This is a genomic window from Legionella worsleiensis (assembly GCF_001467535.1).
Lineage (GTDB): Bacteria > Pseudomonadota > Gammaproteobacteria > Legionellales > Legionellaceae > Legionella > Legionella worsleiensis.
Map to the genome: position 1 here is coordinate 1 of NZ_LNZC01000001.1, position 15,609 is coordinate 15,609.

The following is a 15,609-nucleotide window of genomic DNA, read 5'->3' on the forward strand; positions in this document are numbered from 1 at the left end:
AGAATGAAGTCCTGGTTGCAAGCAACCAGGCTACATGCTAAAGGGATTAATCTTCAAAGAATTCGTCACAGGGTGTTGCGGTGGCAGCAGAACAACAACAGGAAGTACAACAGCTGCAACAGCAGGAACTCAGTGATGAGTCAACCACTATTCCTGTATCAAATAAAATTTCAAAACCCAGATTTTGGCTGCTTGTAATTTCACTAGACATATTATCTCCTTATAATTTTTAACAGTTAAAATATAACCCTTTTTTAATTGTGTTCTATCCGATACACCACTAGCATTATTTAGCCTTAGTACACCGTGATTTGCAAGCAAGCGACATGGAATTGGGCTAAAAAATCTGTTTATCGATGCGCTGATGAAAAACTCATCTTAGGTACAAAACCCTGTTAACTCGTCCTTTACAGGGATATACAAATCCTTGTTACGAACAATCATGCGTCCTTTTTTAAAAAATAGTACTGATAATAATCTGTCATATAGGTACTTCTAACCTCTATCCCTCCTTGTCGTGATTAAAAAATGTGTTTTATGTATCAAAAGTGATTGAAAAAAACATTTTTTTGTATATGATCACATGCTTTTAATGGATGTGTTACAAAAAATCAGCATAAATTTTTCTTATTAAACCACATGGTGAATACGTTATCATGTGATGTGCCGCCCTGTATTTAAAGGAAATCAGACCATGGATAACAGCAAGTCCAATACACCTAAAATAATCAGTAAAATATATGAGCAACAAAGAACAATAATAATTGCTGCGATTACCAATTATCTTGCCTGGCGCAACAATAAAAGCGCTCCAGATAATAGGGGGTATATTGTGACCTTCTTTACTTATCTCAGACATTTTACCCCTTTTGGCGAAAATAGAGCCACTCAGTTGCACTCCTTCCTTTCTGACAATCCATTGATTAATCCTATGAGCGTATTGCGCACTCATTTAATGCAAAACTCAAGATTGATGAATCATTCTTTAGATACTTATATTCTGGAAGCTCTAATAGAGCATAGAGAATTGTTCCTTATAAACGAAGAGATAACTGAATTACGTTCTTATGCAGCACGAGCCGATTTAAGACAACTCATCCTGTTACACAAAACAAGAGTTCCTCATGCAGAATATGCGTTTAATATTGGCTTACAATACGAGCGTAGTGGATCCGATGACGCACTGCAAAAAGCGTGTTATTTTTACGCTTTGGCCATGCAATTAAATCACCCACGAGCCACAAAGGCATTAAAGCAATTAGCTGACCATGGCAACAGTGATGCCCAATACTCTCTGGGCTGCAAATTTTATCACCCCAGAGGAGCCTTTTCACAGGCAATTCATTATTGCCTGCGGGCAGCGGAACAACACCATTTAAAAGCAACTGCATATTTAAATAATGCCAATTTTGATGAACAGCATTACCTTCATCTTGCTCATCATTACGAGCAAAAAAATAACATTCCTTGTGCTATTTCTTTTTATGAAAAGGCCTTGGCTCTTGAAAGTCAGAATGCGGCTTTACGTCTTGGCGAATTGCATGATCCCTTTTATGGCTGTACATTAAGTGCCAGTTCCAGTCAGGTTATTGCTCATGAGCGAAACGCATTAAAGGCATTTCATTATTTTAAAGCCGCAGCCGAACAACTGAATGAAAGGGGATTATCTTCTATGGTTTCGCTTGCTAAACAATTAAACGATGATGATTTGTACTGGCAAACCGGTTTAATTTATTTTCATCCATTCGGCAGCCTTCGTGATGCCTGTTTGATTTTTAAATACCTCATAGATAAAAATGCAGAATCGACAATTGAACAGATTAATACCCTGTTAGCTCATCATGCTGATTTGGCGTATACAATGGGTAAGTTATATGAGCGCAATATTGATGTGAGTCATCATTTAGAAAAAGCTTTGGAGTATTATGTTGTTGCGATGAAATCAGGGCATGCCAAAGCACAAATAATCGTGGAGTATTGTGCAACAAAAGGGGTGAGTCATGCGCAATATTTGCTGGGTGTTGCCTATCATCATCCGCTAAGACAATTTTCGGAAGCAATAGAGTATTGTCTTGCTGCTGCCGAACAACACCACGTCCAGGCAATCGCCTATTTAAATAACACGTCGTTTGACGAACAACACTACCTGACACTGGCACAACACTTTGAACGCAAACAGGATATGCGCTCTGCCTTGTCTTTTTATGAAAAAGCACTGCTCACTTATAATGCAGATGCCGCTTTTAGATTGGGGGAATTGTACGACCCATTTATGGTGTCCGGGTCTTTGGAAAAAGATGCGAGTAAATCATTTAACTACTACAGGATTGCTGCAAAAAAGAAACATGAAAAGGCATTTTTCAACTTACAAAGACTGGCAAACGAATTGGATGATGATCTTTTTCATTACAGCATCGCCCAGTTATACCTTGATGAATATGAAGATTTGAATCAGGCTTTGGCGTGTTTTATTCGCCTTGCTGAAAAAAATGTGGGTATTGCCATTGATAAATTAAGAGAACTGACCCTTGGCAGCCCATTATACGCCCATAGAGTTGGTCGTTTATATGAGGATAATACGGTCATTGAACATCACATGCAAAAAGCCGGATTTTATTATTTATTAGCGAGCCAACAGAATAATGAACTCTATAACCATTTCTTTTACTCCTTTATTGATACGGACAAAGTAAGTTCAGAGGAGTTAAATAATCTGGCATTACTGTGTGTGAATGGCTCTGAGCATATTCAACCTGACCCAAACCTGGCGTATCAATGTTTTGAAAAAATAATTCAAAGACAACAGTCAAATGATTCACAGAGCAAAGCTTTAGCTCATTACCATCTGGGACTGCTTCTGCTTGGTCATTCTGGGGCGCCAGCTGATTTGGTCCATGCTGCAAAACACTTTATTCTTGCTGAGGCTCAAGGGGCGCAGGAGGCTACAGTGCAACTAGAGACGCTCATAAGTTCCACTCGGTTAAATGCGCAGCACTTTATGGACATAGCCAATCTGTATTTTGGTGAATTGCACGAGATGAAAACCAACTGGCCAAGGGTTGTTCGTTGCTATAAACATGCCAGTGCAAAGGGTGATCACAGTGCCAAGCGGTGGTTGGCGCAAGCGTATCAGGTCGATCATGTTGACGTTCCCAGGAACGATAGAAAATCATTTAAATTCTATTTTCAACTCGCATCATCAGGGGATAGAGATGCTTTTCCACCTTTAGAGCGTTTAGGAGGGGAGCTTGACTCCCGGGAACAAAAATTATTGAGCCAGTTATTTAAAAATGTATCCAATAACGAAAAAGCAGTTTATTGGCAGGAACGAGCGGAAGAAGCAGAAGGAATAACGCTTATCCTATCAACAGGGTTGTAAGGAGTTAAATGAGATGAGCGATTATTACAAAATACTGGGTATATCCCGTAATGTGACCACCAGAGAAATAAAAACAGCCTACAGGCAAAAGGCTGTTTCTTTACATCCTGATAAAGGCGGAGATGAACAGCAATTCAAGCAACTTGCTGAAGCATACGCCGTATTAAGCGACCCAATAAAACGGCAGCACTATGACATGACTTACGAAGTGCTGCAGGACGTTGATTGTGCTCAAAGCAGTTCGATCAGAGATGATGGACTGTTGATGCCTGGAAAGATGAAACCGTATTCATTTACTTACCGACAAGAGCACCTTGCCTTGGTCAATCAATATAAAAGTGCACCAGTGTTTTTTAATACGCCTTATTTACATCGTGAACATTTTAAATCAGAACTGTATGTTTTGCGTTATGGCGAGAGAGAAGAACGGTATCACGATATTTATTCTTTTATTAACCGAAAACAGCAACTTTGGCAGTGCCTATCCCTGCCTTCTTTGGAAGCATTGCAATTATCGGCACGTAATGCTCTTAAAATACTGCGGAATTTTTTAAATGGAGACTACTTTGGTGAGACTTTGAGCCATTTAATCCATTGCTTTGGCAATTCGCTGCGCTCCAATAAATCATCTCCTGAAGCGCTTCTTTATGAGGCTGTTTATGAGATTTTAGTGATGTCAGAACGTTCAGAAAGCGCTCATTATTTGCTGATCAATGCTCTTATTAAAATCACTGATTATGCTAAAAATAGTGATGATGAGTCTTTAAAATTTATTGCGCCACTGTTTTACAACAAACAGTTCCGAAATTTATATGCCTATGCTCTTCATCTGGATTGGGATAATCGTAACGATCTTTTTAATCCTCAATATTTATCGTTGTTTGATGGTATAGAACCTATACAAAATCAGATTCATCAATTGCAAGCTCATTTGTATTCCAGCCAGAATAATCACGATGTCATCAAAGTCATTCGCTATTTAAAATTGCTGTACTCCTTTGATAAAGAGATGAAAAGAGAATTATTCTTTGCGTCCAGCGCAGAACAACTTCGAGAAAAAGCCTTTCGTTTACTCGATTGGCTTCCTTTTCTTATGGAGACCAGCAGCGAAGAACTATTAATCAATACGTTATTACAAATTGGTCTGAGTTTTCAGCGAGCCGGCTTGCAAGAGCCTAATCCCATCATCCAAATGGCTGATGAAACAACCGCACTAAAAATTTATACTCAAGCCATGAGTTTAGCGCACCACGCCACCCCGTTCACTGAACTGTATGCAAACACCAAAATTATCAAATTCATTTCAGCATTTGGTTTTGAGATTCCTAAGGCAAATGAAATAATGCTCGCTTTTAAAAAGAGTTGCCTAACGGTTGCTGATGTGTTTCCGTTTTTAGATATTCAGCAATCCAACTTTGATTTTTTCGAGCAAAAGAATAAAACACGTGCATTGATGCGCCGTTATCTTAATCTGTTAATGGCTGTTTATGAGTACAATAAAAATCATGAAGACACTATTGTCGTACCTCATGCCAACTCCACCATTCTTTATCATGCTTATGAAGCCTGTTTGAAAAACTGGTATCAGGAACAACATGATCCTGATTTAGAACAAAAAATCCGGCTGGATTTAATGGATGAATTATTATTTGCAAAAGGATGGACTTTTTTTGATGTAGAACAGCGAGTCAGTTCCGAATGGATTATGGCAAATCGAGATGCATCGGGTTGGTTGAATCCTTCACGCTCCTTGCCATTTCCCGAGTCACCGCAATTAATGACTTATCGCAGGATCAATGGCGTTGAAGTGAATAAAAAAACAGGTGAACTCTCTTTTTTCATGGCGCCATGGTCGCCTGATTATCCTCCATCAGAGCAACTGTTTACCTTTTTCGATCTGGAGCAATTGCTGCGGAAAAAAATTACGCACGGTATTTTTAGTCTTGATCCCATTGATTCGGATAAACCCTATCACCCATTTAACTTGATGCGCTTTGCTCCTGGAAAACTGGGTAATAGCGAATTGTTAAATACCATGTTAATGACTGATTATTTATTAAAATTTTTAACAACAAATCAGGAAGTCCAGGGGCAATACCCCTTTGAGCAGCGTTCAGTGGATCAGATGATAGAGCATCTTCCCGATTATTTGAAAAAAATAATTTATGATTATCACAAAAAACAGCATTCCGGGGCGCTACACCGATTTTGGATAGAAGCCGAAGAACAACAAATCGTGACGGATGAACAGAGTGATGCAGACAGCATCCGCATCGAAGTAGGCTCTCTAAAAATGGTGTTAAAAAAACATCGTATGGAACGAGATATTCATGGTGAACTTAAAGATGTGGGTAATGAAGATGAGGGATGGCCTGTTTATGTCCTGACTCAGTCAGAATACAGCGATTTGTTAAGTGGGCGCAGAGTGATAAGCGGCCATGCCATGATATTTATTTACCCCGAAACAAAAGTAATGTACTGGGAATATAACGAGATTGTTCATGGTCATCTTATTGCGGGATGCAATGAAAAACTGATTCGTTTGTATCGTCAGCCCAAAAACAGCGCTGGTCAGATTGTTCCCAAAACACAAAACATGCACCTTTTGTATCAGTTAACGAATGAATTATCCCGTCAGACGGGTATTTCCACTCGCTATTCGCCAGAGTTCGTTTTTGCTCATGAATTTACCGTGCATTATGATGAGTTTGCTCAGTATTTCCCTGAGTTTGGGCGTTTGAGGGAGCTTTGTAAAATAACCTCATTAGTGAATTTTTTAAGTGGGATGCATAATAAGAATACTATGGAGTTAAGTGCCATACGAGGATTATTAAATCGTGACGCCTCGTCATCCGCTGCTACTGAACCATCGGTAGACCCTTTAATCAATTTATATTATAAAAATGCCTTTGAACAAATGCGTCAAAACATTATTAATCAATTTGATGCTTTAGTAACTGAATTAGCTACCTCGGTATTAAATAAAAAATGGTCGGAACAGCTAACGAATATTACCCGACAAATTGGCAGTCTGGAAATAAGTCCTTATTCTAAAGAAGTGAATGAACTGTGCAGACAGTACTCGCAACAACTGGCTAAAGATAATCCAGGAGCCCCTTCATCGCTTATCCATGCTGAAGTCGAGCGTCAACGCAATGATCTTGCCAGGACTATGTCGCAAAGAAAGCAATCGTCAATAAAACAAGAACTAAAGACTCTTTTTTCTGCAAGTTTGTCAGGAGTTAGTTCGTCGCAACTGGAGCATGTGATTCATTTATTCATGCGAGGCACTCCTCAACCTCTTAGAGATCTTTTAGTTGCAACTGAACGTTCAAAGGTATTGGCTGTGATTAAGCCACGATTCGCTCATTGCAGCGCAACGCTTGTTGCCAAAGCCCTCGATGATTACGGTCGAGATGCGGCTGCAGAAATTGGCCTATTTGAGGCACGTCGTCAGTTGAACGAAATCATGTTGATTAAAGAACGATTAAAATCCGGGTTTGAGGAAATTCATCTTGGAGAAGAAGAGAGCTCTGATGATGACCTTGATGAGCAATGTTATTGGGTACCTGCAAGTGTCCGGCACGATGTGGATAAAAGAAGCAATCGCTATTCCTTTTTTGTGTACGGTGGAGTCAGCTTGTTGCCACAAACCAGAGTCACATCCGGTATCACGGCATTAAGTGGTTCCATGATCAGTGGCCAAAGCTTTAGGCACATCATTACCCAGGGGTTTCAAAGCCATCACATTATAAGCCCAACAAACCATGCTACTAAGGATCATGAATTATTAAGTTTAGCTGGATTTAATAACAAACGAGATATTAATTCACAGGTTAATCGAATTTATTTACCTGATGGAAAGCGGTCATTTCACCCAACTCGTTCAGTTCATTCAGGCCGACATACCCAGTTTGCGATGGATGATATTGGTAAACGGATGGATGTTGTTGTTGAAAAAGGAAAAAGTAATAACTGGAGTCAAAGCCAATACCGTACTTCGCTAAGAGAATTAATCTCGGAGATGAGGCAAGAGCTTCGGGGAGGGAGGATGGATTTATATGCTAAAATGAAACCATCATCCTTTTAATTAAAGATAAAGACAGGAAATTCAGATGATTTATTTATGGGAAAAACCAAGAAATTGTCCAAACAAACTGATTGCTGAATACGATAGAGCACTGTCTCCAGATAGATTTTTATTTCGCAGAGGTACCTTCATTGCTCAGGATCAACTGGCGCAAAAGGCTATTTTTCATCATGATATGTCTGTGGTTAAACTTGAAGGCTTTGATTGCATTCCGAATAATTCAGCATCTCCTTTGGTGAATGAACGAATTGTAGACATTCTTAAAGAGTTATGCCCCAAGGATATTCAGTTGATTGATGCTGAGGTTCACTGTAAAGACGGTATATTAACCAACTACAAACTTTTAAATATCACAACAACTGTAGTTGGGTTGGATCATGATAAATCCGTATATAAAACAGATGGTACTGCTATTAGCTCTATTTCGTATGGAACTTATAAAATGGGTTGTATGGATGAGCACCATATTGCTCGAGATGAAGAATGGAAAGGCAATATATTAGTAACGGAATCAATAAAGTCAGCTTTTGAACAAAAAAAAATAAAGGGTCATGAATTTGTGACCCCTGAGGATTATTATACTTCTATTTATGGACATCCGTAGTTTTTTACTTAACATCTCAGGTGCTTAATTAAGCGTATTGTTTTTCTTCTTCTCTCTGCTCACAGCGTAGGAGAAGAGGGAGAATTAAATAATCGATCTCATTAAGAATGATTTGAGGTTAATCAGTTTTGCCTTGATTTATCCCCTTCTCCCCTAGGGGAGAAGGGAGTGATTTTCGTGCAAATTGATTTTTTTTGATTATTACTCTGTTTTCTCACCATTCATTAGGGCGTGATGGATAGTGTGCTAAATGAACTTGAGATTGTTCTGGAAGTCTCCCCCTCATCCCCTAGGGGAGCAGGGAGAATTTGAGTACAAATTTTTTTATGATCATTACCTTGCTTTATCACTATCCATCAGTTTTCCTGTAAAATACTCCCTTCTCCCTTGAGGGAGAAGGGTTGGGGATGAGGGTGTGGTACGCACGTGAATCACGAGATTGACAAAGGATAAACAATAAGATTATCTGCGTGTTTTTATTAGTTAATCGAATGGATACAGAAGAATTGAACACAGGATGTAACCTGTTCATTTGAGTTTTAAGTGATCTATCTGTAGCGCTATTTAAATTGTATCCACTATTTTATTGCATCAAAATTTTTAGACAGAGCATGAACAATCGAGCAAAAGCATTAAGGCAAACTATGACGGATGCGGAAAACCGCATGTGGTATTATTTGCGTAACAGGCGATTAAGTGGGTATAAATTTATTCGACAGCACGTTATTGGCAATTATATTGTTGATTTTGTGTGTCGTGAAAAAAAACTGATCGTTGAAATTGATGGCAGTCAACATATGGATGCAGTTGATTATGATTTACGGCGTTCTCAATATTTGGAACGCCGTGGCTACAGAGTGGTGCGCATATGGAACCATGATGTATTTAAAAATATTCAAGGCGTGATGGATAGTGTGCTGAATGAACTTGAGACCGTACCGCAAGCCTCCCCTCATCCCCAACCCTTCTCCCCAGAGGGAGAAGGGAGTGAGTTAAGTGCAAATTGATTTTTTTTGATCATTACTCCGCTTTCTCACCATCAATCAGTTTTCCTATAAAATACTCTCTTCTCCCCCAAGGGAGAAGGGAGTGAGTTGAGTACATACAACCATGATACCAATCCTGCAACCTCATAATGCTCATGAAGCTTAGGGATTTATCTATTCTTTGCAAAGAAATGTGCTGATTCGTTAATTTTGCATTCAAAGGTAATTTTGTCTGATAAGGGAGTGTAATTGGTTGCATTTAAGGGGGTGAAACTCACCGCAACAGTGCCATTACTTGCAATAGTATATCGGTTAAATTCATACACTGCCTGACCAGGAAATTGAGGGTGATTCAGCGTAAAATGCAGCATGGAGGCAGCAATATATCCCGCATCATTATTTACAGCGATTTCATTAGGCGTATAGGCTGAATTGTAGTGAGCCATTTTGTAGTTTTTATTAGTCCCTGTACATTTGGCATAATCGACAACAATACGAACTAATCGTCCCTTTGTAATGGCGTTGTTGATTTTTTCATAAGAATCCAATTGATTTGCATAAGTATTTAATGCAGAACACATCAGGGTCAAGGTAATGAGTTTTTTCATGGAACATCCTTTTTTTGAGAGTTATTAAATCCATAAGCGAGCAGAAAAGTGCTGGCTCAATGACGATTAATGTACAAGACAAGTAATTTATTATCAACAGAACAAAACAGAATTTATCTTTGCGGCTTTTTCATCAAAGATAGTGACGTGATCTATACTCAATGGGTGCTCAGTAGCAAAACCATGAGTAACTGCCTCGCTTAATGTGTTGCATCAACCGATTCTGATTACTGGAGCATCAATAGGGAATCTGGAGTGACAATATGGATACGTATGCTGATAGAAGAGACGCAGGAAAAGTTTTGGTTCCTTACCTTCAATCTTATGCCCATCAACCAAATGTGATTATTTTGGCGTTGCCTCGAGGGGGTGTTCCTGTCGCTATTGAGTTAGCAGACTCTCTTGGTTTACCGCTCGAGGTATTTGTTGTGAGAAAATTAGGTGTTCCGGGCCAGGAAGAGCTGGCTATGGGCGCAATAGCGTCGGGAGGCATCATTCTTTTTAATGAATCCTTAATAGCACAGTTGGATTTGGATGCATCTTTAATTCAAACCGTTATTGAGCGAGAAAAAAAGGAGTTAGAACGCAGGGAGTTTTTATATCGCAGAAATCGTCTACCTCTTCAACTCAATGGAAAAACCGTCATTTTGGTTGATGATGGAATAGCCACTGGATTTACCATGCGTGCGGCTGTTTTGGCAATTCGTAAGCAAACCCCCAAGCATCTGGTTATTGCCGTACCGGTTGCGGAACCGGCGATATGCAAGAACATGGAAGCAATCGTTGATCACATAGTATGTCCTTTAAAACCTGCTCATTTTAATGCAGTTGGACAATGGTATGACCATTTTTCGCAAGTGTCTGATGACGAAGTGATTCAGATGTTAAGTCATAGGCAAGATAAAATTTAAAATTACTCCATAAGTCCCTTTGAGCCAGTTATGACAAAAATAATGTTGTATCGTTTATTAAGACGGGGAGTGATATTGCCCCCCGGGGAAGCCAGGGGAGCATGAATACATCCCTGCTGATTTAGTTCTGTGTTGGATAAATAGTACGGGTTATATCGTGTTCCGCATCTTCCACAACCTGAACTGTTTGGGGCTTTTTCAGAGTAAAAAACGAATTAGAGCCATAAACAGGTATAATGGAAAAAAGGATATTGGCTATAGTTTTTAAAAAATTTGCCAATTTATCTTGCCAGTCTAAATTGTTTAACAGCCCCAATTTTGCTTCATTAATCGCTTCTGAGCATGATTCATAAAAGATTTTCTTTGATTCTTGCCATGAAGATTTAGAGCAATTCAGTGTTTTGTAGGCAGTATTGAGTTTATGAATCAAGTAGAGTGCTACGTTATCATTTGCTTCGAGTTTCGGTCGATTCGCTTGAGCAAGATCTGATACAAGGCAATCCAGTTTGGTTCTTAATACCATCATTAAGACAGGATCAAAGCTATTAAACTCAGTATTATCTTTGATTACTCGCTTTTTACAAAGATGAAGCACGGTTTCTGAGCCTAGCTGGATGTTTGCATCTCTGGCGTTGCCATTTTGGGCTGCAAGGCGCATGTGTTCTTTAAACGTTAATTGGTCTTGCCACTCCAGGCCACAAAAAATAATTCCAATAGTCGCTCGGTCTATGCGGTGTTGCGCTTCAATTAACTGTTTTAATTCGCTGCAGGTGGTATTGGCGTTTTCTACGTCAATTATCAGTTCTTTTCCTTCAACAGGCAGGATACGGATTTGCATAGATGCTCTACAATATATTGGTGTTTATATATTATAATACTTGCGCTCTTATCAATCAATTGTTTTCTTGTAACTCACCTTGATTTCAGGATTAAAGCTCAGTGTTTTTGCTCTTTGCATACAAATCTACAGTTTTGCGTTGACGGGTTACTGTTTCTATGTCAACTTGAACATGAAGGCCGCTTTTTCAATTCATAAAAAATCTAAGGAAGGATATTATGTCTCATAAGAAAAACCGCAGTCTTAAATTTGCCCAGGGAACAGGTTATGCTGTTTTATCAGGAGTTGCCGCAGTAGGTACGGTAGTTCTTGCAACTGCAACAGTGGGTTTGGCCATGTCCGTTGTGGGTATTCCTCTTGCTTTTGTCACTGGTGTGGGTACCGCAGGATGTGCTGCTGGTACGGTGTATTGTGGTTATAAAGCCGGCCATAAATTCTCCCATGCTTTTGAATCTTCTCACCACGAGAATCACCATCATCATTATCTTGACAAGGCTGATACACGAGATGGAGATGAAGGCGGGGCGCAAACTTTAGCTCAAGTGAGTGAGCCTGATTTATCTCATCAGGTGAATTTTGTTGGATCATCAAAGCCATTCTTTGCTTCACCATCCAGACAAAAGGGTTTAAAAAATTCTGTGATGGATAGCGTTGTAAGCAGCGTTGTCGAAGATGCTCCGGAAGTTGCAAAAGCCGCATTGTGATGGATTCTTGGACCGGGAGCTTCGTCAGGAGCTCCTTCTTGAAATAAGTCTTATACAAAATTTTAATAATCTGTATTCACATTTTAAATGAACAATTAATGATCAGTTAATCCATTCAATTATATGATGACTAATCCGACTACCAAGGAGTATATCATCATGCCAGACAACCCAAGCAGCAGCAGTTCTGAAACCGCACCGGATTTTTCTCAGGATATTGAGCTTGCTGACCACTATGCTGAGCCAGAATACTCTTCTGTGTTGTCGGCAATGCAACAACTAGGCGTTCAGGGTGCGCAGCGGTATCTGAAGCCTTTTGGTTCAGGATTTCTTGCGGCTAATGCCATGTATGGACTGTTAACTACTGTACTGGAAGGTTATCCAAATCTGGTGCCACAAATGCGGCGCATTTTGGCAGAGTATCAAATCCCGGCAATAGCAGCTACGTATGTCACTCTCGGTGCTTTAAACGCAGTAGAAGTAAAAGAAGTTAAAGAAGCAAACAGAGTTGCTTTGTCTTTGATGGATGGTTTGGGTGCTACAGCATTTAGCCTTCCCATGACCATGGAAATAGTGACACGATTTGTGCAGTTAATTGAAGCGGAACCCCGCAGTTCTGATGTACAAATTCCCAATTGGGCTGCGGGTATTATTGTTACTTTTTGTGGCGTATTGGGGGTTATTCAATCCTTACAGACGGATTATCTGAAAACAAATGCAGCAGATCCTGAACGTGAACAATCAATCATTAACCGAATAGTAACCCATCCTTCGATGTTAACCGCTGCGGCTGTGATGAAGTCAGCGGCAAGCATTCATGGCGTCACCATGGCGTTTATGGATATTGCGCAGGTAAATACTCAGGCAAATTTAGAATACTACCTGCGCTGGGGCATTACTTTGGCCGCTGGTGTGATTGGCGGTTATGTGCTGGGTAGACCCAATCCAGAAGAGCGTTATGATGCGATTATCATGAATCGCACATTAACCGCAGCTCAGTTGTTTACTCTTTGTCTGGCTTTTGTTGGAACCTTTTATTTATCTCCAGATGCTGAAAAAGTCTATGGCGATGTCATTCAGGAGCAAACCGTTTTGTGGGCTGCTATTATTCCTGTACTGGTTACTGCGATTAATTTATTTCACTATCTGTGGGTAGCCAGTCCAGATTTGATCGCCAAATTCTCTGTTATTTTACCTGATTCACCATCGTCAATCGATGAAGAGCGTGCGCTCAATGTACAGAGCGACATCTGCTATGGAACCACCACTTTTGTCAGTGACTCCAGCGATTCTGAACCCTACTCATCGTTGTCCGATATCGAGTTTAGTTTAAGCAGTGCCAGTGATTCTGATGGTTCAACCAGAGAGAGTTCTTGCGAACAAAACGAAAGTTCATCAGATGATGTATCCTCTCAATTCGGCGAAGAAGAGTCTAGCTATAACTATGAGCAAGCGGGTAGTGCGCTTAAAGATGATGAAAAGTGTGCTAGCATAAGTTATGCACGACTGATTGACGCATCCAGCCCAATCTTTAGGGCAACTGCTTCTATGGCTCCACTTGAAGAGGTCATTTATCGAAACAGATTTTATACACAATAAGTCACAGGAGAATTCCAATGAATAAAGTCGCAATTGCCTTTTTTGCTCTGTTTACCGTGCTTTTATCTTCCTTGGCTCAAGCCAAGTCCCCTATGACACAGGCTCATAAGACTAAACTCAATTATATGTTTGTTCAGGTAGGTCAATCCGGTTCTTTAACGCCAATTAAAGGTAAAGAAGGTTTTTATCAGTTAAAATTGAAGCATACAGGTGAATACGTTCATTATTTTTCTGATCGCCCTAATCGAATAACAGGAGTCTATCCTACCGCAAAATTCGTCACGCAGTGGCTGGCAAATAATACCCCTGATGGCTTTAAAAAAATGGCGCCCAATGCTGCATTAAGTGCGCTGAATGTGCATTTATTGAAAAAAAATCAGGTCAATTTTATAGTGCAGCTCTCTGAACCTGCTTATAACGCAAAAACTCAAACCATGACATATGTTGCCCAGGTCTTACCTGGTGAACAGAATGTAATGCCCATGAAACATCTTAAACAGGTTGCTTTATTTATTGATAGTTATTGCGCCAGTTGTGTTGGTCAAGGGTTTTAATTAATACTGACGATTATTTGATTACCCATAAGCAAACTGCGCTGTTTGTTTATGGGTTGCCAAGCCAAATTGTTATTGATTAGGTTAGATTTTAATCAGTGACACAAATTGGTTTAACTCACATTCCATGCTGTCACATCCTGGAATAAACACCGGTTCATTATTGTAAGTGACCTTTACTGTGTAATAGTTGGTGCCTTTTTCATAAAGTGAAAAATTGAGATTGGCTGCGTAAGGTGGTGGAGTGTTCAAAGGGGCGCCCAAAAAGCTTAATGCTCCAGCAACAGTAGTGTCATGGGCAGACAACAAGACGTATTTCAATCGGGTATTTTGTTTACTGCCTTTTTCAAGAAAGTTGGCTATGTTGGTCATCATTTTAGTGCTGTACGCATTAGCTATCTCTTTGGGCTTTAATTGAGCCGTAAATACCCAGTTACTGGTTGCAATAATCGTTTGAATGTCTGTTGCACTTAATCCTGCAGGCATGGGTGCTTGATGAATTTGATGGATGTATAAGGTATCTCCAAGCGGTTGTAAATCTTCCAGAGCATGAATGGTGACACCAGTTAGTTGGCTCCAGAGTGGGTATTTATTTTTTAGCGCATTGTTCTTTTCCTGCCACTCCTGAGTTGAATAGACATGGTTTTGCATTAAAGTTTCGTATTCCTCTTTACTTAAATGCGGCAGAATCATTTCATCATATTGGGATGGCGCACTGAAAATGGGCAGGGGTTGGAATGCATGAGGTAATGCAGGAGATGTAGACCCTGATGTTCTGGGTCCTGTTCCTTGAGGGTACAGACCTAGCAGGAACGATTGGGCGCTCATCAGGGTGCGCTCATAATCGGTAGAACGAACGAACAAGGTTCCGTACTCATAATGTTCTGGTAACAAGTGTGTTTGTTCAATATATTTTTTTCTCAATGCTTCCCCAAGATTGTATTCCTGTTTCATTCCTTCTGCGGTGAGTTGGCCTGGGCCTTCTGGCCAGGAATAAGTAACGGCAGGTAGTGAGTAAATTGGTGTTCTGTCACCGTGGCGAATGATGTCTATTGCAAAAACAAGCCTGTCTGCTGCAAATAAAACGGATGGTGCGCTAAATAATACGCTGCATAAAAATCGGATGATGTTGTCCATAGAATAGGTATTCCTTAATCTAAAAAAAAGCGGTATTTTGAGTTATTGGTAGCCATGGTCTTATTGATTCTGTCCAGGCCACTGGCACTATGACGAGAATTGAACCGAAAATCAAGAACTGTAGTTGGTCAAATAAATGTCAGGGCTTTACCAATAAATACAATGTTATTATTCTGTGTAATAGGAATACTTACAAGGA

The 15,609-nt window shown here is 39.9% G+C and carries 12 protein-coding genes; 8 read left to right on the forward strand and 4 right to left on the reverse strand.

Features of this window, described 5'->3' with window-relative positions:
* Positions 1 to 46 precede the first annotated feature (46 nt).
* A complete protein-coding gene (locus Lwor_RS13615) occupies positions 47 to 211 on the reverse strand; it encodes a hypothetical protein (protein WP_157063112.1) in 165 nt (54 codons plus the stop codon).
* Between the two features lie 483 nt (positions 212 to 694).
* Between Lwor_RS13615 and Lwor_RS00005 the strand changes: the two genes are divergently transcribed.
* The 4 genes from Lwor_RS00005 to Lwor_RS00020 all read left to right on the forward strand — a co-directional run bounded on the left by Lwor_RS00005 (position 695) and on the right by Lwor_RS00020 (position 9,080).
* On the forward strand, positions 695 to 3,379 hold the full coding sequence (locus Lwor_RS00005; RefSeq protein ID WP_058491555.1) for a tetratricopeptide repeat protein: 2,685 nt from the start codon (positions 695 to 697) through the stop codon (positions 3,377 to 3,379).
* A gap of 13 nt (positions 3,380 to 3,392) precedes the next feature.
* Positions 3,393 to 7,469 carry a DnaJ domain-containing protein gene (locus Lwor_RS14190; protein WP_058491557.1) on the forward strand — a complete coding sequence of 1,359 codons (4,077 nt, stop codon included), beginning with the start codon at positions 3,393 to 3,395 and terminating at the stop codon, positions 7,467 to 7,469.
* A gap of 25 nt (positions 7,470 to 7,494) precedes the next feature.
* Positions 7,495 to 8,073, forward strand: a complete 579-nt coding sequence (locus Lwor_RS00015; RefSeq protein ID WP_058491559.1) for an imm11 family protein — start codon at positions 7,495 to 7,497, stop codon at positions 8,071 to 8,073.
* A gap of 611 nt (positions 8,074 to 8,684) precedes the next feature.
* A complete protein-coding gene (locus tag Lwor_RS00020) occupies positions 8,685 to 9,080 on the forward strand; it encodes an endonuclease domain-containing protein (RefSeq protein ID WP_202967147.1) in 396 nt (131 codons plus the stop codon).
* Positions 9,081 to 9,229: 149 nt separating this feature from the next.
* Here Lwor_RS00020 and Lwor_RS00025 read toward each other — a convergent pair whose 3' ends face one another.
* Positions 9,230 to 9,667 carry a VirK family protein gene (locus Lwor_RS00025; RefSeq protein WP_058491561.1) on the reverse strand — a complete coding sequence of 146 codons (438 nt, stop codon included), beginning with the start codon at positions 9,665 to 9,667 and terminating at the stop codon, positions 9,230 to 9,232.
* Between the two features lie 263 nt (positions 9,668 to 9,930).
* Here Lwor_RS00025 and Lwor_RS00030 point away from each other — a divergent pair, with 263 nt between their 5' ends.
* Positions 9,931 to 10,578 (forward strand): phosphoribosyltransferase, encoded by a 648-nt coding sequence (locus Lwor_RS00030; RefSeq protein WP_058491563.1) that lies wholly within the window; start codon positions 9,931 to 9,933, stop codon positions 10,576 to 10,578.
* 121 nt (positions 10,579 to 10,699) lie between these two features.
* Here Lwor_RS00030 and Lwor_RS00035 read toward each other — a convergent pair whose 3' ends face one another.
* Complete coding sequence (locus Lwor_RS00035) at positions 10,700 to 11,416, reverse strand: ubiquitin family protein (RefSeq protein WP_058491564.1); 717 nt, start codon at positions 11,414 to 11,416, stop codon at positions 10,700 to 10,702.
* Positions 11,417 to 11,634: 218 nt separating this feature from the next.
* On the opposite strand from Lwor_RS00035, the gene Lwor_RS00040 reads away from it, so the two are divergent.
* The 3 genes from Lwor_RS00040 (at position 11,635) to Lwor_RS00050 (ending at position 14,273) form a co-directional block, all read left to right on the forward strand.
* Positions 11,635 to 12,120: a hypothetical protein gene (locus Lwor_RS00040; RefSeq protein ID WP_058491566.1), complete on the forward strand. Its 486-nt coding sequence runs from the start codon at positions 11,635 to 11,637 to the stop codon at positions 12,118 to 12,120.
* Between the two features lie 159 nt (positions 12,121 to 12,279).
* Complete coding sequence (locus tag Lwor_RS00045; protein ID WP_058491568.1) at positions 12,280 to 13,719, forward strand: hypothetical protein; 1,440 nt, start codon at positions 12,280 to 12,282, stop codon at positions 13,717 to 13,719.
* Positions 13,720 to 13,736: 17 nt separating this feature from the next.
* Positions 13,737 to 14,273: a hypothetical protein gene (locus tag Lwor_RS00050; protein ID WP_058491570.1), complete on the forward strand. Its 537-nt coding sequence runs from the start codon at positions 13,737 to 13,739 to the stop codon at positions 14,271 to 14,273.
* 84 nt (positions 14,274 to 14,357) lie between these two features.
* On the opposite strand, the gene Lwor_RS00055 is transcribed toward Lwor_RS00050, so the two are convergent.
* Positions 14,358 to 15,410 (reverse strand): histidine phosphatase family protein, encoded by a 1,053-nt coding sequence (locus tag Lwor_RS00055; protein ID WP_058491575.1) that lies wholly within the window; start codon positions 15,408 to 15,410, stop codon positions 14,358 to 14,360.
* Positions 15,411 to 15,609 lie beyond the last annotated feature (199 nt).